This is a genomic window from Acinetobacter sedimenti (assembly GCF_022601685.1).
In the GTDB taxonomy this organism is placed as follows: Bacteria; Pseudomonadota; Gammaproteobacteria; order Pseudomonadales; family Moraxellaceae; genus Acinetobacter; species Acinetobacter sedimenti.
In genome coordinates this window covers 174,621-197,982 of record NZ_JAKUML010000004.1, presented here as the reverse complement: position 1 = coordinate 197,982, position 23,362 = coordinate 174,621, and the positions used below count along the sequence as shown (strand labels likewise).

At 40.2% G+C, this 23,362-nt stretch carries 22 protein-coding genes, 1 tRNA gene, 1 other RNA gene and 1 pseudogene; 14 read left to right on the top strand and 11 right to left on the bottom strand.

Annotated features, from left to right (window positions below):
- Window positions 1-77: 77 nt before the first annotated feature.
- From MKI79_RS03950 to MKI79_RS03940, 3 genes and pseudogenes are all read left to right on the top strand, one after another.
- Window positions 78-662 (top strand): annotated as a pseudogene (locus tag MKI79_RS03950) (hypothetical protein); the annotation flags it as partial.
- 459 nt (window positions 663-1,121) lie between these two features.
- The gene (locus tag MKI79_RS03945; RefSeq protein WP_241570761.1) at window positions 1,122-1,346 is read left to right on the top strand and encodes a ParD-like family protein; all 225 of its coding nucleotides are present in this window, start codon (window positions 1,122-1,124) and stop codon (window positions 1,344-1,346) included.
- Window positions 1,347-1,403: 57 nt separating this feature from the next.
- A complete protein-coding gene (locus tag MKI79_RS03940) occupies window positions 1,404-1,676 on the top strand; it encodes a type II toxin-antitoxin system RelE/ParE family toxin (protein WP_241570760.1) in 273 nt (90 codons plus the stop codon).
- A gap of 72 nt (window positions 1,677-1,748) precedes the next feature.
- Here MKI79_RS03940 and MKI79_RS03935 read toward each other — a convergent pair whose 3' ends face one another.
- Window positions 1,749-2,549, bottom strand: coding sequence for a prohibitin family protein (locus tag MKI79_RS03935; protein WP_241570759.1), 801 nt, complete (start codon window positions 2,547-2,549; stop codon window positions 1,749-1,751).
- A gap of 238 nt (window positions 2,550-2,787) precedes the next feature.
- Here MKI79_RS03935 and MKI79_RS03930 point away from each other — a divergent pair, with 238 nt between their 5' ends.
- On the top strand, window positions 2,788-3,483 hold the full coding sequence (locus MKI79_RS03930; RefSeq protein ID WP_241570758.1) for a YidX family protein: 696 nt from the start codon (window positions 2,788-2,790) through the stop codon (window positions 3,481-3,483).
- A 75-nt stretch (window positions 3,484-3,558) separates the two neighbouring features.
- Here MKI79_RS03930 and aspS read toward each other — a convergent pair whose 3' ends face one another.
- Together aspS and MKI79_RS03920 are read right to left on the bottom strand one after the other, a co-directional pair.
- The gene (gene aspS, locus MKI79_RS03925; protein ID WP_241570757.1) at window positions 3,559-5,343 is read right to left on the bottom strand and encodes an aspartate--tRNA ligase; all 1,785 of its coding nucleotides are present in this window, start codon (window positions 5,341-5,343) and stop codon (window positions 3,559-3,561) included.
- A gap of 104 nt (window positions 5,344-5,447) precedes the next feature.
- Window positions 5,448-6,233, bottom strand: coding sequence for a DUF4184 family protein (locus tag MKI79_RS03920; RefSeq protein ID WP_241570756.1), 786 nt, complete (start codon window positions 6,231-6,233; stop codon window positions 5,448-5,450).
- Window positions 6,234-6,431: 198 nt separating this feature from the next.
- Here MKI79_RS03920 and MKI79_RS03915 point away from each other — a divergent pair, with 198 nt between their 5' ends.
- Both MKI79_RS03915 and MKI79_RS03910 read left to right on the top strand, forming a co-directional pair.
- Window positions 6,432-8,612 (top strand): TonB-dependent receptor domain-containing protein, encoded by a 2,181-nt coding sequence (locus MKI79_RS03915; protein WP_241570755.1) that lies wholly within the window; start codon window positions 6,432-6,434, stop codon window positions 8,610-8,612.
- A 110-nt stretch (window positions 8,613-8,722) separates the two neighbouring features.
- Window positions 8,723-9,232: a methylated-DNA--[protein]-cysteine S-methyltransferase gene (locus MKI79_RS03910; RefSeq protein WP_241570754.1), complete on the top strand. Its 510-nt coding sequence runs from the start codon at window positions 8,723-8,725 to the stop codon at window positions 9,230-9,232.
- A 2-nt stretch (window positions 9,233-9,234) separates the two neighbouring features.
- On the opposite strand, the gene MKI79_RS03905 is transcribed toward MKI79_RS03910, so the two are convergent.
- A complete protein-coding gene (locus tag MKI79_RS03905) occupies window positions 9,235-9,771 on the bottom strand; it encodes a lytic transglycosylase domain-containing protein (RefSeq protein WP_322111810.1) in 537 nt (178 codons plus the stop codon).
- 81 nt (window positions 9,772-9,852) lie between these two features.
- Entirely contained in the window at window positions 9,853-11,238 is a 1,386-nt protein-coding gene (locus MKI79_RS03900) for a dihydrolipoyl dehydrogenase (protein WP_241570752.1), read from the bottom strand.
- 196 nt (window positions 11,239-11,434) lie between these two features.
- On the opposite strand from MKI79_RS03900, the gene MKI79_RS03895 reads away from it, so the two are divergent.
- Complete coding sequence (locus MKI79_RS03895) at window positions 11,435-13,420, top strand: Ig-like domain-containing protein (protein WP_241570751.1); 1,986 nt, start codon at window positions 11,435-11,437, stop codon at window positions 13,418-13,420.
- 274 nt (window positions 13,421-13,694) lie between these two features.
- Here MKI79_RS03895 and MKI79_RS03890 read toward each other — a convergent pair whose 3' ends face one another.
- The gene (locus MKI79_RS03890) at window positions 13,695-14,030 is read right to left on the bottom strand and encodes a TIGR01244 family sulfur transferase (protein WP_241570772.1); all 336 of its coding nucleotides are present in this window, start codon (window positions 14,028-14,030) and stop codon (window positions 13,695-13,697) included.
- 235 nt (window positions 14,031-14,265) lie between these two features.
- Window positions 14,266-14,352: transfer RNA gene (locus MKI79_RS03885), tRNA-Leu, on the bottom strand.
- Between the two features lie 195 nt (window positions 14,353-14,547).
- Between MKI79_RS03885 and queA the strand changes: the two genes are divergently transcribed.
- From queA to MKI79_RS03870, 3 genes are all read left to right on the top strand, one after another.
- Window positions 14,548-15,597, top strand: a complete 1,050-nt coding sequence (gene queA, locus MKI79_RS03880) for a tRNA preQ1(34) S-adenosylmethionine ribosyltransferase-isomerase QueA (protein WP_241570750.1) — start codon at window positions 14,548-14,550, stop codon at window positions 15,595-15,597.
- A 32-nt stretch (window positions 15,598-15,629) separates the two neighbouring features.
- Complete coding sequence (locus tag MKI79_RS03875) at window positions 15,630-16,712, top strand: hypothetical protein (RefSeq protein ID WP_241570749.1); 1,083 nt, start codon at window positions 15,630-15,632, stop codon at window positions 16,710-16,712.
- Window positions 16,713-16,930: 218 nt separating this feature from the next.
- Window positions 16,931-17,509 carry a LemA family protein gene (locus MKI79_RS03870; protein WP_241570748.1) on the top strand — a complete coding sequence of 193 codons (579 nt, stop codon included), beginning with the start codon at window positions 16,931-16,933 and terminating at the stop codon, window positions 17,507-17,509.
- 178 nt (window positions 17,510-17,687) lie between these two features.
- Here MKI79_RS03870 and smpB read toward each other — a convergent pair whose 3' ends face one another.
- Window positions 17,688-18,164, bottom strand: a complete 477-nt coding sequence (smpB, locus tag MKI79_RS03865) for an SsrA-binding protein SmpB (RefSeq protein WP_241570747.1) — start codon at window positions 18,162-18,164, stop codon at window positions 17,688-17,690.
- 199 nt (window positions 18,165-18,363) lie between these two features.
- Here smpB and coaD point away from each other — a divergent pair, with 199 nt between their 5' ends.
- From coaD to rnpB, 3 genes are all read left to right on the top strand, one after another.
- Window positions 18,364-18,855 carry a pantetheine-phosphate adenylyltransferase gene (gene coaD / locus MKI79_RS03860; RefSeq protein WP_241570771.1) on the top strand — a complete coding sequence of 164 codons (492 nt, stop codon included), beginning with the start codon at window positions 18,364-18,366 and terminating at the stop codon, window positions 18,853-18,855.
- Window positions 18,856-18,925: 70 nt separating this feature from the next.
- Entirely contained in the window at window positions 18,926-19,180 is a 255-nt protein-coding gene (locus MKI79_RS03855) for a YfhL family 4Fe-4S dicluster ferredoxin (RefSeq protein WP_241570746.1), read from the top strand.
- Window positions 19,181-19,253: 73 nt separating this feature from the next.
- An RNA gene (gene rnpB, locus MKI79_RS03850) (RNase P RNA component class A) lies at window positions 19,254-19,617 on the top strand.
- 90 nt (window positions 19,618-19,707) lie between these two features.
- On the opposite strand, the gene MKI79_RS03845 is transcribed toward rnpB, so the two are convergent.
- Window positions 19,708-19,947, bottom strand: a complete 240-nt coding sequence (locus MKI79_RS03845) for a hypothetical protein (RefSeq protein WP_241570745.1) — start codon at window positions 19,945-19,947, stop codon at window positions 19,708-19,710.
- 334 nt (window positions 19,948-20,281) lie between these two features.
- The gene (locus MKI79_RS03840) at window positions 20,282-20,578 is read right to left on the bottom strand and encodes a hypothetical protein (RefSeq protein ID WP_241570744.1); all 297 of its coding nucleotides are present in this window, start codon (window positions 20,576-20,578) and stop codon (window positions 20,282-20,284) included.
- A gap of 504 nt (window positions 20,579-21,082) precedes the next feature.
- Here MKI79_RS03840 and serC point away from each other — a divergent pair.
- Window positions 21,083-22,162 (top strand): 3-phosphoserine/phosphohydroxythreonine transaminase, encoded by a 1,080-nt coding sequence (gene serC / locus MKI79_RS03835; protein WP_241570743.1) that lies wholly within the window; start codon window positions 21,083-21,085, stop codon window positions 22,160-22,162.
- A gap of 247 nt (window positions 22,163-22,409) precedes the next feature.
- Here the strand turns inward: serC and MKI79_RS03830 are convergent, their stop codons facing one another.
- Entirely contained in the window at window positions 22,410-23,351 is a 942-nt protein-coding gene (locus MKI79_RS03830; RefSeq protein ID WP_241570742.1) for a hypothetical protein, read from the bottom strand.
- Window positions 23,352-23,362 lie beyond the last annotated feature (11 nt).

Sequence of the window (23,362 nt, the reverse complement as noted above, 5' to 3'; positions counted from 1 at the left end):
TTTCATGCAGAATCTCCTGCTCGTATCTTAAGAGAAAATTCTACTTTTAGATCCTATTATTTTTAGGGGGGATTACCGGTCATTATGCATTTGCTAAAATTTGGCAACCTAAACTTGAACCGGCAGTAAGTGAAGACAAAGAATTGATTGGTCTATATGGTAAAAAGTGGGATTTTTCTAGAACGAAGTATAAGAATAAAAAAGGTCAATTTAAAGTTCTAAAAAAGCCAATATATATACATAATAATTTTCATTTTGGGGTTATGGTTTGTTCTGAATTGCAAAATAGTAAATCAAGAATTAGTTTTCAAGGAAAAGTTGATGCTCTTTCAGTACTTAGTTGGAATCAAGATTTAGAGACATTCTCTACATTGATAGAGTCAGCTGCTCTTGATGTCCATGCTTATACGATTCTTGTAAATAATAGATCATATGGCGATAGTCGTATTCGTGTACCTGCTAAACAATCTTTTAATCGTGATTTAGCAAGGGTGCGAGGTGGAGAAAATGATTTTGTTGTTGCAGCAACAATTGATATTAAAGAACTAAGAGCTTTTCAAAGTAGGTCAACTCGTTGGACTCAAGATGATGATAAATTCAAGCCATTACCAGAAGGGTTTGTAATATCAACAGGACGAAAGTTGTCTCCCCCCATCAAATGATAAATAGGCATCTAAACATTTTATTTTTACAATTAGTGGCCTACTTGGAATAGTAATGACTGGTAGGCTACGAATAGGAATAAATGGTAGGTTTATATAGGAATATGCACTTATCACTTATAAAACTGAATTGAGTGGTCTAATTAACGGAACCACATCAGTGAATAGTCAAAATTTATCAAGAAAAATAAATTGGGGGTACTTTTGGGGGTATTGATTATTATATATTTAAATAAATCTATATTTAACAATTATTTGAATTTGTGGTTTAAGTCCCGCTGGGCGTACCAGTTTCAAATATTGATTTTTATCAATAAAAAAAACCGAGTGATGAATGCACTCGGTTTTTTATGTCTTGAATATATGTATTTTATGAAGTGTCAATTAATTTTTTATAGTTGCAAAAGGTTGCATTGAAGATTAAAATCTGATCATTAAAAATCAGTTATGAGAATAATCATGGCGTATACAGCGGTTAAAATTGACAGTGAGATAGTAGAGTCTGCAAAAATCTATGGCGTAGCAGAAAGTCGCAGTGCAACCAAGCAAGTAGAATATTGGGCAAGAATTGGCAAAATTGCACAAGATAATCCCGATCTCACTTTTGAGGATATTTCAGATTTATTATTGAGTATGGCACAAGTCAAAGCAGGGAATACCACACCGTATCATTTTGACGAATAAATGATGGATTTATCTTCAAAACAATTTCAGTAAAACCAATTCAGTTAATGATCAAAAATGAATATACAACAATCACCATTATTTGAACGTACTATTAAGAAACTGACCAAACAACAAAAACAAGATGTAGATCATGCAGTTCGGGCGATCTGTGCGAACCCAACGATTGGTATCGCAAAAGTTGGCGACTTGGCTGGGGTATCGGTCTATAAATTCAAAATGGATAGGCAATTGGTTTTGTTGGCTTATTCGGTCGATGAGTTAAGTATTACGTTGTATTTGCTCAAGCTAGGTAGTCATGAGAACTTTTATCGAGATTTAAAGCGATAAAATTGAAAATGATAAAAAAAACCGAGTGATGAATGCACTCGGTTTTTTTATGCGCTAAGCTTTAAAAAGAACTTATTTAATATTCTCAATATTAATCATCGGTACGGCATCGCCACCTGCATAGGTCGGCAAGCGTCCATCCCATTTTTCAATGGCTTTGAGGTTGACATACTCACGACCACCTTGCGCACGGATCGCTTCGGCTTGAATACGAATCGCCTCAGCCTCACCTTCGGCTTGAGTAATACGTTGTTCGGCTTCAATCTTGGTACGTTCAAGAATGTTTTTTGCTTTCAGTGTGCGCTGTACTTCGGTTTGCTTGGCTTCAATTGCAGCATCAAACTCCCGAGAAAAACGAAAATCGGTCAGCTGTACATCTTCGACGATGATGTGATATTTACTCAAGGATTCACGCATGCTTCGATCAATATTGGCTTTTACGATAGGGCGTTCTGTCAGTAGTTTTTCCGCTGTGAATTTTGCAGTGACGCTTTTGACCGTTTCATGGATACGAGGTGCGATAATTTTTTCATCGACATCAAGTCCAGTATTTCGAATAATCGGAATCAACTTATCTTTATCCAAGCGATAGTTTAGTGAAACTTCGGTTTGTACATTCTGTAAGTCAGCACTCGCCGCAGTCGTTGGTGTAGCAACTTTTTGTGTTTTGATATCGACTGTTCTCGTTGAATCGATGAATGGAATCTTGAGATGAACACCTTCACCACTGACCCCAATCGCTTCACCAAATCGCATGACGACTTTTCGAGAGCCTGCTTGAACGGTATAGATCGCAGAAAAAAGTAGGATAAAAACCGGAATGGCAATAGGTAGCCATTTTGTCCATTGTGGGAATTTTGGTGTGTTAGACATAATATTTTTCATCATGTGTCCTGAGGTCTGCTGATACTTCAGCTTGTTGTTAAAAAATCTTCTCAAAAATACTGTTTAAATTCAGAGCCTAAAGGCTTTTTATACATTCAAGGAATATATTTAAATACAGAATGTAGCATTGTAACAATGTACTTCTGAAAGAAAAGCTGTTTTGCTATATTGATGTAAGAAATTGAAAATAAGTTATGGAATTGAAAATAAAGTCAGGAGTTTCAACATGAAGAAAAGTTTAACAATTTTTGCTTTGGCAGTGAGTTGTATGGGGTGTGCGACCTCAACTTTAATGCGAGATACAGGGCGTAGCTACGAAAAGACAGTACGTGAAACTTTGCTACAAGATACCGTCGTGGCTTTTGCGCAACCTGCCAAGCCAATACGAGATATGCCGAATGATAATGTGGTCATCGTTGGTCAACAATATAGCTATGTACTGACAAGCGGTGGGAAGAACTTTGTCACGGTATTAAGCCGTTTAAATCCTAAAAATATAAAGGTAAGTAGAGGGTTAGATTTTTATTCTGAAAAAAATGATGGCACCTTTACAGGGGTTTTAGAGCTGAGCTATGTGGCACTGAGAGAAGATATTAGCAAGAGCGATTTAAACTTCTTTATTGAAAATGATGCCAAAGAGTGCAGTAGTTATAGTGATAAGCAAATGAACGCACAGCGGTTTTGTTTTGAAATTCCGCTCAGTGGTGTGACTTATCCGCAGGCAAAGAACTTCGATCGTCTAAACTCAAATCTCAAGCAATTGAGCAAGCCGTATCACGTGTCGATCTATACCAATAAAAAAGAAATGGAACATACCAGTAGTCGCAACAACCCTGCTAAAAAATTGGTATTGTTGCCATTCGCTGTGGCATTTGATGTGATCACTTCACCATTCCAAGCGGCAGCAGAAATTTTTGATTAATGGAAATATGTAGCTGTCAAAAAAGAAGCCTTGCAATTGCAAGGCTTCTTTTTTTTCAAATCAAGGCTTTATCAATTAAGCCTGATCTTCTTTCTTCGGTTGTTCACGTAAACGAATACCCAAGTCACGCAGTTGTGTTGCTTCTACAGGCGCAGGCGCTTGCGTGAGTGGACATTCAGCAGTCTTGGTTTTCGGGAATGCAATCACGTCACGAATAGAAGAACCACCTGTCATGAGCATCACTAGACGGTCAAGACCGAATGCCAAACCACCGTGCGGTGGCGCACCATAACGTAATGCGTTGAGTAAGAAGCTGAATTTCTCTTCTGCTTCTTCTTCGCCAATACCTAGGGCTTCAAAAATTGCTTTTTGCATTTCGAGATTATAAATACGCAGTGAACCACCACCGATTTCAGTACCGTTCAATACCATATCATAAGCAACTGAAAGCGCAGCGCCTGGGTTATTCTTCACTTCTTCAACAGTTGATTTAGGCAGTGTGAATGGGTGGTGAACAGAGGTCCATTTACCATCATCAGTTTCTTCAAACATTGGGAAGTCTACAACCCAAAGCGGTGCCCATTCGCAGGTTGCAAGGTTCAAATCGTGACCGATTTTGACACGCAGTGCACCCATCGCATCATTGACGACTTTGGCTTTGTCCGCACCGAAGAATACGATGTCGCCATTTTTAGCGCCAACACGTTTTAATAGATCAAGTACGATTGGCTCGATGAATTTCACGATTGGAGATTGTAAGCCTTCGATGCCTTTTTCAAGTTCATTGACTTTGATGTACGCCAAACCACGTGCGCCATAGATGCCGACGAATTTAGTGTATTCATCAATTGCAGAACGTGGCAGTGAGCCAGCACCCGGTACACGTAAAGCGACGATGCGACCTTTAGGATCTTTGGCAGGGCCTGCGAATACTTTGAATTCAACGTCTTGCATCAAGTCTGCAACGTCAACCAATTTCAACGGAATACGCATATCTGGTTTGTCAGACGCATAGTCACGCATCGCATCGTTGTATGTCATGCGTGGGAATTTGTCGAAATTCACGTTAAGAAGTTCTTTGAACATCTTAACCGTCAACGTTTCCATTAAATCCATAATGTCATCGTCACTCATGAACGATGTTTCAACGTCGATTTGGGTAAATTCAGGCTGACGATCCGCACGTAAGTCTTCATCACGGAAGCATTTTGCGATTTGGTAGTAACGATCAATACCACCCACCATTAACAATTGTTTGAATAATTGTGGTGACTGTGGCAGAGCATAGAAGCTACCGTTAGATACACGGCTTGGAACTAGATAGTCACGTGCACCTTCAGGAGTTGCACGAGTGAGAATCGGCGTTTCAACGTCTAAGAAACCATTGTCTTCGAAATAGTTACGAATAAGGTTGGTGAGTTTAGAACGGAAACGTAAACGCTCTAACATTTCTGGACGGCGGATGTCCAAGAAACGGTATTTCAAACGAATTTCTTCTGAAATATTGGTGTTTTCATCATTTAATGGGAATGGAGGCGTTTCAGATTGAGCCAGCACTTCGATATCTTTGCCCAACACTTCAATTTGACCACTCACCATATTGGCATTTTCTGTGCCTTCGTAGCGACGACGCACACGACCTGTAATCTTTAATACGAACTCTGAACGTGCTTTATCCGCAGTGGTAAATGCTTCTGGGGTGTCAGGGTCGATCACCACTTGCACTAGACCATCACGGTCACGCATGTCTAAGAAAATCACTCCACCGTGGTCACGGCGACGATGTACCCAACCGCATAATGTTACGGTTTGATCGATTTGCGCTTCTGTCAAAGAACCGCAGTAATGAGTTCGCATCATGTTATGTTTAAACCTATTTTCCAAACTATATTGGGTGTTGTGGCGTATACGTAAACAGCGTACCGCCTGTGAACTAGCGATTATGCCTATTTGTGTGCTTTGGCTCAAGTCGAGTTTTTGTGGAATGAGATTAAATGGATATAAAGGGCAAGACAAATCAGGCTAAATGCTGAAAAGATTGCCAGTGAAATGGACTTTGCGAAAAATGCAATTACACCGTAAGTTTTTATGGTGAAAGGATTGGGCGCTCTCCAGCTTGGGTCAAAGAGGTAGAGGTATATACCAAAGAATACGCCAGTAGCAATGCATACACATGTGTAAAGAAAGGCACTTTTTAAACTAAAAAAGCTCGAAAAGGTTACGTAGGTCTTTTGGCTTGTCTTTTGTATTTTTATTTGCTCTAAAAATGGTTTTACAACAAAGTAGAGTAGAGGAACACTAATGATTGAACTTGCATATTGCAAAGCGAGATGCATGGGTATGTTTAAAACAGGAACTTGCTCTGATAAAAATTCAGTTGCAATGAAAGTGCGATGATCCAAATGGGTGATGCCATCCCAAATTAAGTGGCTAGCATTACCTAAAATCAAAGCAAGGATTAAAACAAAGATACCGTCAATATTTAGTTTGAATCTAATAGGGGCTTGGACATCTGCAAAAGCATAAACTACGGGTCGATAGAAGAATTGCCATAATTGAAAAATCAGAATACCAAAGCATAAATTAATACTTAACATGCCCAACCAATGATGGCTAAAAGTTTCGTCAATAAAAAATCGTGTTAAATCAGGCAACATGCAACCAATAACAATTGCAGCTAATGGCAGTTGCTGTCTTGAAAAGTGATATATGGCAGGTGCAATTATAGTGTGGGAAATTGTATAAGCCATGAGCTCAAGTGTGGAATGTTGTTTATAGGGAGGTGAAATATTAGGTGTCAACAAGGTGATTTACAACATGCTTCACAGATTGTAACACTTAAAGATCATATATGAAGTCATAAGGCTCGCAATAAAGAAAAGTCTTGAAAAAATAAAAATACGTTATAACATAACAGAAATTAATTTAAACAACTCTGGGGAATCATCATGCGTGTGGCTTACACACCTTTAAGTCTTGCAATTTTAGCCATTTTATTGAGTAGCATTGCTCATGCAAAAGTTGGTTATTTAGAATCAGTCGATACCGAAACGACAGTTCAGGAATCACAAAAAGCGACAACGCCAAAAGATGCAACTATAGAAGGCACAGCGATAAAAGACACAACACCACAAGTCCATCAATTGCAAGTGATTACTGTACAAGCCCATCCTTTAAGTCAAAATGAAAATGATTTGGTTCAAACCAGTAATATTCTTGAGAAAGAGCAACTCAGCCAAGGTGCGGCGACTTTGGGCGATGCGCTCAATGGTCAGTTGGGTATTCACAGTGACAACTTTGGTGCAGGGGCGAGTCGTCCTGTGATTCGAGGGCAAACTGTGCCACGAGTCAAAGTCCTGACCGATTCATCTGAGGTGATGGATGCTTCGCAAATTTCCCCTGATCATGCGTCAACGGTCGATCCTGCATTGGCTCGAAAAATTGAAGTCTTACGTGGTCCATCGACTTTACTTTATGGCGGTAGTGCAGTCGGTGGTGTGGTGAATGTTCTTGATGAAAAAATTCCAACGCAAATGCCTGAGGGTGCTGTGGATGGTGAGGTACATTTGCGAGGAAACACGGTTGCCAATGAAAAGCTCGGCGCAGCAGGGATCACGATCGGTTTGGGAGAGCAGTTTGCTTTGCGTTTAGAAGGGGATAAGCGAGAGGCGGACGACTATGCGGTTTCAGGCTATACGCATGATGGCGAAAAAGAAAAGCGTGTCGATGGCACGTGGAATGAAGGTCAAAACGCTACGGTAGGCTTATCGTGGATTGGTGATCGAGGCTATGCAGGTGTTGCCTATAGCGAGCGCAAAGACCAATATGCTTTGCCTGGGCATAGCCATGAATATGAAAGCTGTCATCCGCATGGTACGCATTTACATTGTAGCTCACATGATGATCACGATCATGAAGAAGAGGATGGCGATGATCACGACCACGATCATGAAGAGCATGCACATGAAGATGCACCGTGGGTTGATCTGAAATCGAAACGAGTTGATTTTCGTGCGGAGTATCAACAGCCCTTTGCTGGGATTGAAACTGTCCGTGCACGAGCAGGCTACACCGACTATCAGCATGACGAAATTGAAGAGGGCGAAGTCAGTACAACCTTTAAAAATAAAGGCTATGATGGACGCTTAGAGTTTGTGCATGTGCCACTTGCAGGTTGGGAAGGTGTGTTTGGCGCACAATATAGCAATTCAGAATTCCAAGCCCTCGGTGATGAAGCATTTTTGCCTAAAACCACCACTGAAAATTTAGCAGGATTTTTAATTGAGCATTATCAATGGAATGATGTGCATTTCGAAGTCGGTGCACGTGTAGAACAACAGCAGATCGATGCTACCGAAAGTGGTTTAAAAGATTATGACGACACTGCGTATTCAGCTTCGGCATCGGCAAAGTGGCAATTTGCGCCTGAATATGCTGCAAGCATTGCATATAGCTATGGCGAACGCATGCCAAATGCACAAGAGCTCTATGCTAATGGCGTTCATCTTGCCACCAATACTTATGAAATCGGTAATGAAAATCTAGGCAAGGAAAAATCACACAATATCGAGATTGGCTTGAGTAAAGATGAGGGCGATCTTAGTTTCGCCGTGAATGCGTTCTATAACCAAGTCGATGACTATATTTATGCGAATACTTTAGATCGCTATGAGAACTTCCGTTTGGTCGAGTATCAACAACGTGATGCAGACTTTATCGGTGCGGAAGGGCAGGTCAGCTATCAATTTAGCCCACTCTATCGAGGTAAGATTTTTGCAGATCATGTCCAAGCCCAATTTAAGGACAACTCTGATTTACCACGTATTCCTGCAACACGCACAGGTATGCGTTTTGATGCCGATTTTGCGGACGGCATTCATGGTGGCGTAGAATATATTTATGGATTTGAACAAGATCGTATCGCTGATTTTGAAGAAAGGACACCAGATTATCATCTGCTGAATCTCGACATCAGCTATGAGCAACAGCCAAGTGATTCGTGGTCTTATCAAATCTATTTAAAAGCCAATAACTTGTTCGATCAAACCTATTATAACCACGCTTCTTATCTGTCGAGTATTCCACAGCAGGGGCGTAATTTTACCTCAGGGATTCGTTTCCGCTTTTAATTCCGCTTGATATTCTTCTTGTGAAATTATTTGTTTAGAAAATGCTTCAAACCTCAGGTTTGAAGCATTTTTGCTTTAGACTTTAAAGCATCGCAAATAGAATATCAGAAATGCTCACACCGCTTCCAAAATTGTCTTATCAATGGATAGAATCACCTGTTGGACAGCTCAAGCTGATTGCCAATGACAGCGCTCTGGTCGCAGTATTATGGGAAGCGGACAAACCTAATCGAGTGTTGCTTGGTGAAATGCAACACGAGCCAAATCATCCGATCTTAAAACTCACAGCACAACAATTACACGAATATTTTCACGGTGAGCGTCAGCAGTTTAATGTGCCACTAGAGTTTTATGGTACGGATTTTCAAAAATCCGTCTGGGCAGAATTACTAAAAATTCCCTTTGGTGAAACACGAAGTTATTTACAGATTGCACAGTCGCTAAATAATCCGAAAGCGGTGCGCGCGGTTGGTGCAGCCAACGGTAAAAATCCCATCTCGATTATCGCACCGTGTCATCGAGTAATTGGCGCAAATGGCAGTCTGACGGGATTTGCAGGCGGGCTAGGCAATAAACAGAAATTACTTTCCTTAGAACAATCTCAGCAGAGATTGTTCTAAACTCACAGTTCGTCCTTAAGTTTTTTTTCAAAGCTTTTGACTGATTTGACATATTTGCGCACTTTCCAACGTGTCCAAAAGCTTCGCTCATAGCCCGCAGGTCCAACATTATAATATGCTGTGGCTTTTTTCCAGCTTCCCGCTTTGTCATGATAATCCGCTAAAATGTGACTACCACAAAGTACATTAGTGCGTTCGTCATACAAGTTGCTACCACAAATCGACCGCCAATAGCTTGGAATGACTTGCATTAAACCGACTGCACCACTTGGTGAGCGCGCATTGCCCCGATAGTTGGACTCTTGTTTGATGACGGCTGCGATGAGGATTGGATCGATATCGTACTTTTCCGAACCCTCGATAATATAAGGTGAAATGCGCTGTGCCGTACTGGGATTGATGGCATAGGCACGCTGAATGCCTTGAGCTAATTTTTGACTTTTTTGTTGTGCATTGCCACGAAGCGTACTACAGCCTGTGGCAAAAATTGTGATCAAACTGACAATACAAAAAACTTTAAAAATTGGTGAAAACATCATCTGCACAATAAAATAGATCAATCCATGAGTTGATTAACATAGCACAGATCAACGTGTTTTCGAGCTTGAAAATGCATAAAATTAACCAAGCTCACGGAATTGTCGTCGTGCATGTTTTAACGCAGAACGTAAACCTTCCTCCAAAGTTGGATGATAGTATGGACAATCAAGTATATCTTCTAATGTCACTTGCTCGGCAATCATCCATGACAACATATGTGCAAGATGTTCTGCGGAATCCATAAAGAGTTCCGCGCCGAGTAAACGCTGTGAAGATCTCTCAATATACACTTCGATACCGCCGAAATTTTTACCTAAAGTGCGAGCCCGCCCTTGATTCTCGAAAGACTGAAAACCTGTAATAAAGTCAATATTTTTCCGTTCCAATTCCTTTTTCGACTGACCTGCAATCGCCATTTGCGGATTGCTAAACACAATTGCTAATGGCGATAATTTTGGTAGAGCTTCGACTTGGGGATAATTTAACGCATTTGAAACGACATGCTTGCCAGTGAAAGAGGCAATGTGTTGAATTGGGTTTTTGCTAAACGCATCGCCGACTACGAACATTGGATAATCGCCAAGCTGCTTGGTATCGTCATGGATTGGCAGTTTTTTTACATCGGTAAAACTCGCATCGACTTTGTGCAAATCTAAAGTGCTGAGTAAAGAATTTCGACCAATTGCACTCAAAACATAATCTATCCGAATCGTTTGAGGTTGTCCTTGCTGATCTTGATAGTCGATCACCACTTCATCACCATCAAGTGACACCGACGTGGGTAGCGTTTCAAATAAGATATTTAGATTTTGACTGATGTGTGCTTGGGCAATATTTTGCAAATTGTCAGAAGACAGAATCCCCACATGGCGACTACGCGCAAATGTAGTGACTTCGACACCGAGATTGTGCATGGCTTGCGACAGCTCAATCGCAATCGCACCACTACCAATCACCGCCAGTCGCTTAGGCAAATCGGGCAATTCGAAAATATCATCGGAGCTAATCAATCGATCGCCCAATGCTTTTTGATCGTCTTGATCAAAGCGGGGTGTCGACCCGACGGCTAGAATAAAAGCCTTGGCTTGTAATTGTTCACCATTCACTTTAATGGTATTGGCATTAATGAATTTGGCTTGCCCTGAAATTTTATGTTCAGGATTCCATGAGTCTACATCTCGAATCACCGAGCGAGTAAAACGATCACGAAGTGCCTGTACGTGTGTCATGACTCGACTGGTATCGGATTCGATTTGTAGATTTAGCCCGACTCGATCTGCATGATTGGCATTGTGCAATCGATTTGCTGTTGAAACCAAAATCTTACTCGGCATACAGCCGACACGAGCACATGTAGTATCCCATGCACCGTCATTAATCAGGCGGATGTTATGTGTATGTTTGAGGGCTTCTTTGTAGGCACTCATTCCTGCTGTGCCAGCGCCGATGATAATGAGGTTGTGCATAATTTAAATATAATAAAATAATTGATATTTTAACCGATTAAATTAAATGTATCTTTACTAGATTTTTGCATGGAAACATAGTTTAATTACATTTAATCACAGAAATTAGCCAAATCTAAACGGCATTTCTAAGTTTGGTAGAAGTCACAAATATCTGAATATGCAGATTAATAACATGGATTTTATGGGGTACTCGATGTTAAACAATAATTTATTCAAAATTACAGCATTAGCATTAGCTATTTCGCTTTCTGCTTGTGGTGGTGGTGGAAGTGATGGTTATTATAATAACAACGGCTCATCAAATGGCTCTGGTACAGATACAGGCGGTGAAACATCTACTGCGGAATTAAATGTTTCCACAATTCAAGTTTTTAATCAGGATGGTATCGCTACTCAGACAGTGAGTACAGCTGGTGTGACTGCTAAGGTAAAGGTGACAGATGCTTCTGGGAGTCCAGTAGGTGGTGCCTTAGTGACCTTTTCAGGTGATGGCGTTACATTTGGAACTTCTAACGGATCAGTATTGTCAAATGCAGATGGTGAGGCGAGTATTTCAATCCGCCCTGCTGACTCGACTGATACAGGTAGCTATGCGATTTCAGCAACAGCGAGCTTGGATAGTTTAACAGCAAATAGTTCGCCATATTATCTAACATTGCAAGCTGCAAACATCACAATAGCAAATATGACGGCTGTTTCCACAAGTTTGAAATCTGGCGGGTCGACTAATATTACAATGAAGACTCAGGATGCGAGTAGCGGTGCAAATCAAAACAATATTACTGTCAATTTTTCTACAAGTTGTGGATCCTTTGATACTGATTCGGTAGTGTCTTCGAATCAAGGTGATGTAACAACTACATATAATGCAGTAAGTGCAAGCGGTTCTTTGTGTGAAGGAGCACAAACAATTACTGCAACGACAAGTGATGGTACTGATACAAAAAATGTTTCAGTAAACATCGCTGCTATTACGGCAAATGCCTTGGTATATACAACAGCAGATGCAGTGAATTTAGTCACTAAAAATAGTGGTTCAGCGGCTTCAGGTCAAATTGAGTTTACTGTTTATGCGAATGGAAATGAGGCGTCTAATCAAAAAGTGAGTATTGAGATTGTGAAGGGACCATCAGATTTATCATTGGACTCTGACTCACAGTTAAAAACTCTTGAATTGACGAGTGATACAAATGGTAGAGTTACAGTTGATTTGTATCCTGGAACATTGCCAGGTCCAGTAGAGGTCAAGGCTTCTTTAGTAGCAAATACAAACGTAACTGTGCTATCAAAAAATGTCGCTGTTGCAACTGGACGTGCTTATCAAAGTGGTTTGAGCTTATCAATGTCCAAAAATGCATTACAAAATGATGTTGATGGTGATACAGCTACTGTAGTTGCTAGACTGGCGGATAGAGTGGGTAACCCAGTACCAAATGGGACGGTGGTTAGTTTTGTAACAGAAGGTGGTAGCATCACGCCAAGCTGTGCGACCACAAATGGCCAATGCTCTGTTATTTTATCAACACAAAATCCGCGTCCAATTGATAATCGTGTGAGTTTGTTAGCGTATGTAGAAGGTGATAAAGCATATAGTGATAATGATGGTAGTAATAGCTTTACATCAGAGGATACACTCATCAATAATATTGGTGACTTATATCGTGATGATAATGAGAATCGTACCTTTGACAAAGGTGAGTTTGTTTATCGAAGAGGTTCTACAGGGGCTTGTACACCAGCACTATCATCTACAGTTTTTACTCAACCTAATATTGCGGATACATGCGACCAGAATCTAGATGCTGTGCTTCGTCACCAGATGGTAGTTTCATTTTCGGAAGATACGCCGACATTTGATGAAGTGGATATAGATGACAGCGCTTTAACTTTTTATATGTATGGTAATAGTGAATTGTCAGTACCAATGCCTACAGGTACAACAGTATCTGGTTCTGCCACAGATAATACAAAAGATAATGAGCTAAGTTGTAGTATTGAACATCGAGAAGGTAGTGAATTATTGGGGTTATTTAATTTTCTAACTCCAAGCGGTTTTAAGGGGACATCACAAGTCTATTATCGTTATGCATTCAAAGAATGTGCAAGAGGAGATACAGCAGTAATTACTGTAACAGCGCCTAATGGGAAAGTAACGAAATTGGATGTTAGCATTCCTTAAGTTATGTAATTTTTAAAAAAACAGCACTACGGTGCTGTTTTTTTTGTTGCTAAATTAAAAATTCAAAGCCCCGCACCAACACTGACCGACGCAGTCGGGCGAACTTGCATTGACGAGCAGGCGGTAATACTCAAAAGACAACATAAAATTAATAAAGTTCTCATGATTCTGATCCAAATGAAAAGAACCATGATTCAAAATTTATGTCGAAAAGAATAGCTAAAAGTCGTGTATATCTTGTAATGGATTATTATTAAAGGAAAATCGAACCCACTTAATCGTCTAATAAGTCCATTTGTTTAGCAAGTTGATACAAGTTGTTGGAGCGGTTGCCCGTACGGCAAAACATCAAAATCGGTTTTGGTAGCTCATTATAATGATTGGCAAAAGTACGGACATCAAACTCAGTGATCTGACCTGCAATAATAGGTTGATAGACATAATCTAAACCTGCTGTACGAGCAGCTTCTTCGATCTGTGCGCTTGTTGGTTGTTCTGCACCACCTTCCATATCTGGGCGGTTATTGATTACAGAGCGAAAGCCTTTTTCGACGACTTGAGGAATTTGTTCAGCAGAGATTTGTCCTGCAAAGCCAACAGGATTTTGCATAGCTTGTGTCATATTCATGTCCTCAATAAAGCAAAATATTATTAGAAAGTACCTAATCGTAGAGGTTTTATCATAGCACTTTTACAACGACTTGCAGATGCTTATCGCTACGATAACCAGTGATAAATTGTCTGGCTGGGTTTAAAGTAATTTTTAAATCCGCAAAAGAAAAACCCCAAACTCATATTTAAGTTTAGGGTTTTAGAAATTTTGTTTTCCTACGATTTTCGAACTATGGTCCCGAGGGTCGGACTCGAACCGACACGTCATCTCTGACAGTGGATTTTGAGTCCACCGCGTCTACCAATTTCACCACCTCGGGAAGGCAGGAAGTGATGCACATATTACGTTGTTCTGAAATTCTGTCAATATATTTTAATGTTTGAGTGATTAATTTTAGTACATTTAAGAGGTTGTTATATCATTTTGAATAGCATTTAAGCGATGCTTGGTATACTACCAGTCAATGCCTCGTTTATCACGTATAATGAGTTGAGTTTTTATTCGATGACGTATTATGCAACTGTCCGATTTTTCTTATGATTTACCTGAAGCGCTGATTGCGCATTATCCACTGGCAGAGCGCAGTGCTTCCCGCTTATTACACCTTGATCAGGATGGGCAGTATCATGATCATCAGTTTACTGACATCTTGGATTTGTTGAATGAAGGTGATGTGCTGATCCTCAATGACACCAAAGTGATGAAGGCACGCTTAAAAGGTAAACGTGCGTCGGGTGGAGCGATTGAAGTCTTAGTAGAGCGTTTAACATCTGATCGCACAGCATTTTGTCATATCAAGGCAAGTAATACGCCAAAAGCAGGCGCAAAAATTTTCATCGGAGAAGATGCGATTCCTGCGACAGTGCAAGGTCGTCATGAGAATTTATTTATTGTTGAGTTTTCACAGCCCATCTTGCCGATCTTAGAACAATATGGACAGCTTCCGATTCCGCCTTATTTTAACCGTGAGGCAGAAGAGATCGATCGTGAGCGTTATCAAACGGTATTTCATGATCCTGATAAACTTGCCAGTGTTGCAGCACCGACGGCAAGTTTACACTTTGATGAAGCGATGTTAGAAAAATTAAAAGCCAAAGGCATTGAATATCATTTTGTTACGTTACACGTTGGTGCAGGGACATTTTTACCTGTACGGGTGGAAAAAGTCGAAACGCATGTCATGCATGCTGAATGGTGCGAAGTGCCTGAGCAGACAGTAGAAAAAATCCGAGCAGCCAAAGCACGAGGTAATCAAGTGGTTGCAGTCGGAACAACCGCAACACGTGCCCTAGAAAGTGCGGCATCGGCACATGGTGGTGAGTTGAAAGCGTGGTCTGGCGATACACAAATTTTTATTTATCCAGGCTTTGCGTTTAAGGTAGTTGATCGTTTAATTACCAATTTTCATTTACCAGAATCGACCTTATTGATGTTGGTCTCTGCACTATCGAGTCGTGAACATATTTTATCTGCGTATGCACATGCGGTAGCGGAAAAGTATCGTTTCTTTAGTTATGGTGATGCGATGTTAATCGATAAATTAAGTGCGATAAAGTCAGCATAAATTTAAATAACTGAATAACAATTGGGATCGTCATGCCAGTCAATAAAATCTATGAGCGTTGGCACTTTCATCAACGGATGAATCAGAAAGTCGCCTATAATATTGAGAAACTTATTGATCTTTACAACACTGCCAAATCCAAACAGGCGATTTTGGATGGTCTACATCCTTGGCGGGTATCGACCAATCTGCGTTACAACAATTTATTCAGTTATTTCTTATTATTGTGTTGTGCAGGAAGCATCTTATTTACGTCAATATTTTTGTACAATCACGGTGCCTTATTGATTACAGTGTGGTTGTTGAGCATTGCGGTGGCATGTTTTGCTTATTTGTCCATAGAGCATCAGAGTAATGTGGAAGGCGTGATCAAATCCTTAGAAACACTCACTTTTCAATATCAATATGATGTACGGTTTGCCCATTTCCCAAATTTTAACACCCAAGCAGGCATGAATCCAAACTATATGTTGGCTCGGGTTCGACAAGGCTTTGCAAGTCTAAATCAGGGTAATGCGGGTAATGAAATTGTGGATTTTGCAGCGACATCGTGGCAAGTTCAAGGTCACGATTTTCCAGTGTTACTATTCCAATATGTGGCTGTGACTGAAGTTGAAATTCCAACAAGTAAAGGCGAGCCCATTACCAAAGAGATTAGAAAAAACTTTTGGGGCGCATGTGTATTTGATATGCCAAATTTGGCATTTTGCGTAAGTAATGAGCGACAAAAATATGAACGATATCCGATCTCTTGGACGAGTAGCGATGCGCAGTTCAATCGGGACTTTCATCTCTATGGGCAGCAAGAGTTTGAACTCGCGAAGAATTTAACGCCAAGTCGTATTCTCACTTTAGCCAGTCAGCTTGATCATATGCGTGGTACATTGATGTTTCACGATCAGATGCAGGCTTTTTGCTATATCAGCACGCAAGATATTTTCCAGACACGTGCACGATCTAAGTCGATTGATGATATTTCACAGCTTCGTGGGCATCTGCGCACTTTAAAAGCACCACATTATGAGCGTATGCAAAAAAGCCTACAGGCGATTATTCGAAGTTTTATGGATGAGCGTGTTTTTATAAAAGAAGACAAAAACATTGAATTTTATTAGGGTCTGTTAGTGATGTTTGATTTTTTTTAATGTCATGAATTTAGAAGTAAATAACCATGTAATCATCTGCAAAATCATCAAGGCTTGTCATGGATTTTAGCTAAAAATAGATTACAATTAGAGCAATCGAAGGTTTGCCGATATGATGTGTTGACCTTTGGAGAAATAAAAAGATTTAAACCGTTTGAAAATGAACGAACGCTTCAGGGGACTAAGTTATGGGTTGGATTATATTTTTCAGCATAATATTTGCATTCATTTTCTTCTTTATCGTGATTCGCAACAATATCGTCAAAAATGAAAATGCGGCAAAACGTGCGTGGTCTGATGTGGCGAGTTTTGAACGTCAAAAAGTTAAAATCCTAGATGATTTGCAACCATTGATTGATCGTTATGGTGATTTTGAACAAAGCACGATGACGCAAATCAGCGCATTGCGTCAGAATATTTTAAACCTCAATCAAAATACCCAAGATGTGGCAAAGCTTGAGCAAATCGAACAGCAAACTTCACAATTGCTGAAAGGCATTCATGTACAAGTTGAGGCTTACCCTGAGCTCAAAGCCAATGAGATTTATCAAAAACTGATGCACGAAATCACCGATCAGAATGAAAATGTCGGCGCAGCGATTAGTATTTTTAACCGCAATGTTGAGCACTTCAATAACAGCATTCAGATTTTCCCGAATAATGTCGTGAATAGCATGAGCTTAAACAAAAAGCCGTTAAAGCCGTTTCAAGATCGGGTGATGGATAGTGGCTTTGACTATAAGCCGAATTTTGAGTCGTCGAAGTAATTTAATTCACTACTGCGTTAACCTCACTCGATGTACTGAATGTACACCATCGTTCGGTTGCCTTGTATTGAAGTTAAATTACATCAACTACATTATTACAGATGTGAAATTGAAGCTAACCTTAGCTTCAATTTGAGACTAAAAAAACCTATTAAATTGTGAGTTTTGCAACGCAAAATTATTGATGAAAGATGCGTGCTTTATCACGTTGCCAATCACGGTCTTTCTCAGTTTGGCGTTTGTCGTGTAACTGTTTACCTTTTACTAAGGCGATTTCTAATTTTGCCAAATGACCTTTCCAGTAACATGCCAATGGCACGCAGGTATAACCTTTTTGATTGACTGCGCCAAGTAACTTATCTAACTCACGGCGAGAAAGCAGAAGTTTACGTGTACGGGTTGCTTCTGCGACCACATGCGTTGATGCAGAGAGTAGTGGTTGGATTTGTGCACCAAATAAAAACGCTTCGTTATTTTTAAAGGTAATATAGCTTTCCACCAAGCTCATCCGCCCAGCACGTAAAGATTTGACTTCCCAGCCTTGCAATGACAAACCTGCTTCAAATTTTTCTTCAATAAAATAATCATGGCGTGCACGTTTGTTCTGTGCGATGGTGCCAGCGTTATTTTTTTTGACGACTTTTGCATTTGCCATAAATCAATTTTTCCAGAATATTTATAAAACCAACAACAAACCATCTCATAAACAATGGTTGATTATTTTAGCGTTGTTTTTCAATGGTGACTTTAGCTAAAAAATCAAGTTTTTGCTAGAATAAAGCTTGATTTAATGATCACAGTATTTCATTCGCCACAGTGATGAACAAGGCACACTAAGCATGACACAGAATCGCATGACAAAAACACGTATTATTTATCCAGGGACTTTTGATCCAATTACCAATGGACATATTGATTTGGTGACGAGAGCATCCAAAATGTTTGATGAAGTGGTGGTGGCGATTGCGATCGGGCATCATAAGAATCCTGTATTTAGCTTAGAAGAACGGGTTGCTTTTGCTAAAAGCTCACTGAGCCATTTGGATAATGTTGAATTTGTCGGTTTTGATGGATTGTTGGTAAATTTTTTCCAAGAACAAAAAGCAACGGCTGTACTGCGTGGCTTGCGTGCGATTTCTGACTTTGAATATGAATTTCAATTGGCAAATATGAATCGTCAGTTGGATAGCAATTTTGAATCCGTCTTTTTGACACCATCGGAGCAGTATTCTTTTATTTCTTCGACTTTGGTGCGTGAGATTGCTCGATTGAATGGTGATGTTGGCAAGTTTGTACCAAAAGTGGTGACAGAGGCGTTTGAGCGTAAGCATCAACAAGGTTGGTAGTTCGTTACAGCACTTTGAACTGACAATTGTATTTAGCGATGCAAACTAAACTTATTTTAAGGGAACCATTATGGCGTTAACGATCACAGATGAATGCATCAATTGCGATGTCTGTGAGCCTGCGTGCCCGAATGAAGCGATCTATATGGGCGAGGACATTTATGAAATTGATCCTGCGCTGTGTACCGAATGCGTTGGGCATTATGATACGCCACAGTGCGCATTACTCTGTCCCGTCAGCTGTATTCCAAAAGATGAACGGCATATCGAAACAGAACAACAACTGCTCGAGAAGTATCAACGCATCATCGATGCAAAAAGTTGATATGAAAAATAGTTGATGCAAAAAATATTTTTTCTCCGAGTTTTTTGCTTGGTTTTTTGCTAAGATGTGCGCCGAAGTGAGCCAGACGATCGCTGCTACGGAGGTCTTCGTGACTGAAGTAGGGGAGGAAAGTCCGGGCTTCAAAGGGTAAGGTGCCAGATAACGTCTGGGCGGCGTGAGCCGACGGCAAGTGCAGCAGAGAGTAGACCGCCATATCTCGTAAGGGATTTGGTAAGGGTGAAAGGGTGCGGTAAGAGCGCACCGCATGGCTGGTAACAGTGCATGGCAAGGTAAACCCCACCTGAAGCAAGACCAAATAGGAATCCTGAGGCGTGACCCGCGCTGGATTCGGGTAGGTTGCTGGAGCGTATGAGTGATTGTGCGCCTAGAGGAATGATCGTTCACGACAGAACCCGGCTTATCGGCTCACTTCGATCAGATTTTGATAACTATATTTAAAAGCGCAAAATAAAATGAGACCCGCAAAGGTCTCATTTTTAATTTTCAGCTTTTTATTTCTAAAGCGTTTATTCAGTCAATATATCTTCTGGGTTGCCATAAATAGGCTGTGTTTCATCTGCGACAGGTTCATGATCTGCTGTTGGTTCATCATTGATTTGCTCAACAGGTTCAACCTCAACGTCAAAAATTTCAACTTGTACTTTAGATTTGCTAGTCGCTTCTGTTGCTTCAGAAGTATCATCTGCAAAAGTCGTTGTAGTGAAAGCGAATAGGCTAGTCATAAGAAGTGCTTTTAAGAGTTTCATGAGGTGTCCTTTTAAACTTGGATCAATAATAGATTGTCGCTATGAATTTAACTATTTGCATTATTAAGGTGGTTGGTTTATTCGCTACTTTTTATGCACTTGTTATCTAGCTTGCTAAACATAGCGTGAGATTGAGCTGAAATCATAAATGTGTGACGAAATTCATATATTTTGAAATGATTTTTTGATTCATTTTTTTGTATAAGAGAATACAAAGATTGAGATCATTAAAAGATGATCTCAATCCCAACAAAGTTTTAAGACAAGTTTTAAATGCTAGTATTTAAGATGGGCTCTTAAAAAAGATGAACTCTTAATGACAAGCACTTTCAGCTTATTGCTTATCTTTTTTGTCTTGCTCTTCTTCTAGAGCAACTTTGTCACCGGTTTTATCCGATGCTTTTACATCAGCAGCAGCTTGATTCAATTGTTCTTCAGTTGGTGCAGTACCTTGAGCTAAAGCATCTTGTGTAGATACGATAGTTGCATCTTGAGGTGCTTGCGCATCGGCTTGTACGTTGAGCTGTGCTTCAGGTGTAGTTGCAGGTGCTTGCTCAATCGTTTCACCAGCAAAAGCTGAGATAGAAAGCGTTGTTAAACCTGTGATCAATAATGTTTTAATCAGTTTCATAATAGACATCCTTTTAAAAATTTACAACAAAATGTCCAAAGTCATCGAAGTATGTAAGTGCTCAAACTTGCTCACTCTAATGTGCAATGGAATAAATCGTACTGCATTAGGCATCAATGCAAGGTACGGAAGCCATGCTAGTAAAAAATGTAGAAATGATGAATAGGGTTTACAGTTTGGTGACAAATTCTAGTTATAAGATAACATTACAATGGAGATTGTCAGTTCTTCGTAATGACGAACGCAAAAATGCAAAATAATTTGTCAGGAATTATGAAAAATAGATCAAACATTAGCCATAAAAATAACAGAGCGTTTACAGATTTTCTTCACTCTATTTTTTATGAAAATAAAAATTGAGTGTTTAGTTTGATTAAAGTCAATCAATTAATTGAAATAAGCGATTATCCAAAAGACCTTCTTTGCACTTCGTCTTCTTTTTTATGATTTGCCTTTATGCTTAAATAGGCATCTATTTTTTCGCCCATTTTATGAGGACATCCCATGCGTGCCTATAATTTCTGTGCAGGTCCAGCTGCATTACCTACTGCTGTTTTAGAAAAAGCACAGCAAGAGTTGACCAATTGGCAGGGCAAAGGATTGTCAATCATGGAAATGAGCCACCGTAGCGATGATTTTGTGGCTGTGGCAGAAAAGGCAGAAGCAGATTTACGCACATTACTTGCGATTCCTGAGAATTATAAAGTGTTATTTTTGCAAGGTGGTGCATCACTTCAGTTTTCTGCGATCCCACTGAACTTGCTTGGTAAAAATAGCAAAGCAGACTATATCAATACTGGGATTTGGTCTGAGAAAGCATTCAAAGAAGCAAAGCGTTATGGCGAGATCAATGTCATTGATGCAGTAACTACTGTCGATGCTAAGATGGCTATCGCTGATCAATCTGCCTGGAATCTCTCAAATGACGTAGCTTATGTGCATTATGCTGATAATGAAACGATTGGCGGAATTCAGTTTGCAGGCATTCCAAATGCGAATGCGCCACTGGTGTGTGATTATTCTTCGAGTATTTTGTCTGCGCCACTCGATGTATCAAAATTTGGCGTGATCTACGCAGGTGCACAAAAGAACATTGGCCCTGCGGGCTTGACCATCGTCATCGTGCGTGATGATTTACTCGATCAAAGCAAAGCAGAAATCCCAAGTATCTTGAAATATGCCGATCAAGCGAAGAATGGTTCAATGGTGAATACACCAGCGACCTATTCTTGGTATCTATCAGGTTTGGTATTTGAATGGTTACTTGAGCAGGGTGGGGTAGATGCGATGCATCAAATTAACCTGCAAAAAGCTAATCTGCTTTATGGTTATATTGATCAAAGTGGTTTTTATCAAAATCCAATTGCCAAAGCCAATCGTTCGATCATGAATGTGCCATTTACTTTGGCAGATGAAAAGCTTGAGAAAACTTTCTTGGTAGAGGCGGAAAAACGCAATTTATTGAATCTTGCAGGACATCGTTCTGTGGGCGGTATGCGTGCCAGTATTTATAATGCGGTGCCGTTGGTAGGTGTGGAAGCTTTAGTTGAATTTATGCAGGGCTTTGCACAACAGTATGGTTGATCTGTTGATTGGCTTGTTCATTATCAAAACATGGACATTAAAAAATCGGTTGCAATTACATTGTACCGATTTTTTATTTAGATAATGAAACTGTGTAGAAACCAAGCGCTAAGCACAATACCCAAACAGAAGAACAGACATGCAAACTTGTCTACCTTTAGACTGGATAAAGAGATGGCTTCCATCGGCTGAGGCTGTTGGACATCGCTTTTCATTGTTATGCCTTGTAATTGCATAGTAATTAGACTTAGGTGACAGTTGTAGCATATATTTTTGTTTGAATCCATATGTTTCCGCGAATAAATTCACCAATTTCAAATTCTTGCTGAGTTTTTGCCACAGCTAAGCGCAAAATGACAGGTTTGGCTTTTTCTTCACGCATGATCGCCACATCATAAAGTGTGATGGATTTATCAAAAAACCGTCCATGACTTTTCCCAACGATATCACCTTGAAACCACGCTTCATCTTCCTGACCCATTGTTTCGCCGTAAAGATAAGCGACCATTTTGGAAATATCGAGGGTCACAGGCATTTCATCTTCAGGGCTTGATGGCTGCCATGCGGCAAGTAAATCTTGCAGATTGTCAGGTGTTTCACCATTATGATCTGCCAAAATATCATTCAAAGCACGATGGTGACGAATCGCCGCAGGATCTTCGATGAGCATGGTTTCTTTATTTGGTACAGCTTCGAGCTCATAGCCCCATGCAGACAGTTCGGCTTGATAAGTGGTGTTGGCATCGTATTGTTGTTGATTGACTACATAGAGCGCATCATAAGCATAGATTACGCTAGTATCGTCAAGCTCAAGACGAAGCACGGCTTCATGGTTATTCGGACAAGCAAGAATACGTCCAACTTTGGCATTGACTTTATACGGACTGTCGAAGGATGGAAATGCGGTAATAAAGTGTTTAGGATGGTTATTTTCTACAGCGATGATTTGTTGTAGATGAATTGGTTGCTGTGGACCTTGAAGTAGCCAAACATCTTTGGGTAAATCATCTTCACTCGCACAAAGCCCCATTGGCGAGCTTGCAGTATCGAGCGCTTGTTGCATCCAACCACTGACCTCATTTTCAGGCTGTTGGCTTAAGATGCGCCAATGTTCGGCATGTCCGCCAAAGTTCTCACAGCTTACAGAGATGATTTCAGGTTGTTGCTTGTTACTCGACTGTTGGCTCATATGGACTCGAC